Below are 695 nucleotides of genomic sequence, written 5' to 3' on the forward strand. Positions count from 1 at the left end.
CGGCGGTGTCGGCCCGGGAACGGCGGTGGCGACTGGGAAGATCCGGCACCATGCGACTAGTCGTACAAAATGAAAAAAGCGGGACGTATGCCGCCCGCCGTCGTCCCGCGCGCACCATCCGCCTGCGCCCGGCGCGCACCACCCGTCTCCGCGCCGGGCGCAGGCGGATGGTGCGCGCGGGACGACGGCGGGCGGCATACGTCCCGCTTTTTTCATTTTGTACGACTAGTCGCATGGTGCCGGATCTTCCCAGTCGCCACCGCCGTTCCCGGGCCGACACCGCCGCCCGCGGCACACCATCCACCGACTGGCCGACAATGAGCCGGTGAACAACCCGGTGAACGAACTGAACGCCCTGCGCACCCCCGAGGGCGGCGCCCTCCTGGACGAGGTCCGCGGCACCGACCCCGCCCGGGAACTCGCCGTCGCCACCCGGCTGCGCCGCGAGCACCCGGCCGAACTGGTGTCGGCGGCCCTCGGACAGGCGCGGCTGCGGCAGCGGGCGGTCGCCAAGTTCGGGGCCGAGGACGCCGGGCGGATGTTCTTCACCCCCAACGGGGTCGAGCAGTCGACCCGGGCGAGCGTCGCCGCGTACCGGGCGCGGCGGATGCGGGAGCTGGGCGTCACCTCCGTGGCCGATCTGTGCTGCGGGATCGGCGGGGACGCCATCGCGCTGGCCCGGGCCGGGATCCGGG

Annotated in this window: 1 pseudogene; it reads left to right on the forward strand. The window is 73.4% G+C overall.

From position 1 onward, the window contains the following. Positions 1-337: 337 nt before the first annotated feature. Positions 338-695 (forward strand): annotated as a pseudogene (locus tag CCN42_RS40230) (SAM-dependent methyltransferase); the annotation flags it as partial.

Source organism: Streptomyces glaucescens, assembly GCF_002154375.1.
GTDB lineage: Bacteria > Actinomycetota > Actinomycetes > Streptomycetales > Streptomycetaceae > Streptomyces > Streptomyces glaucescens.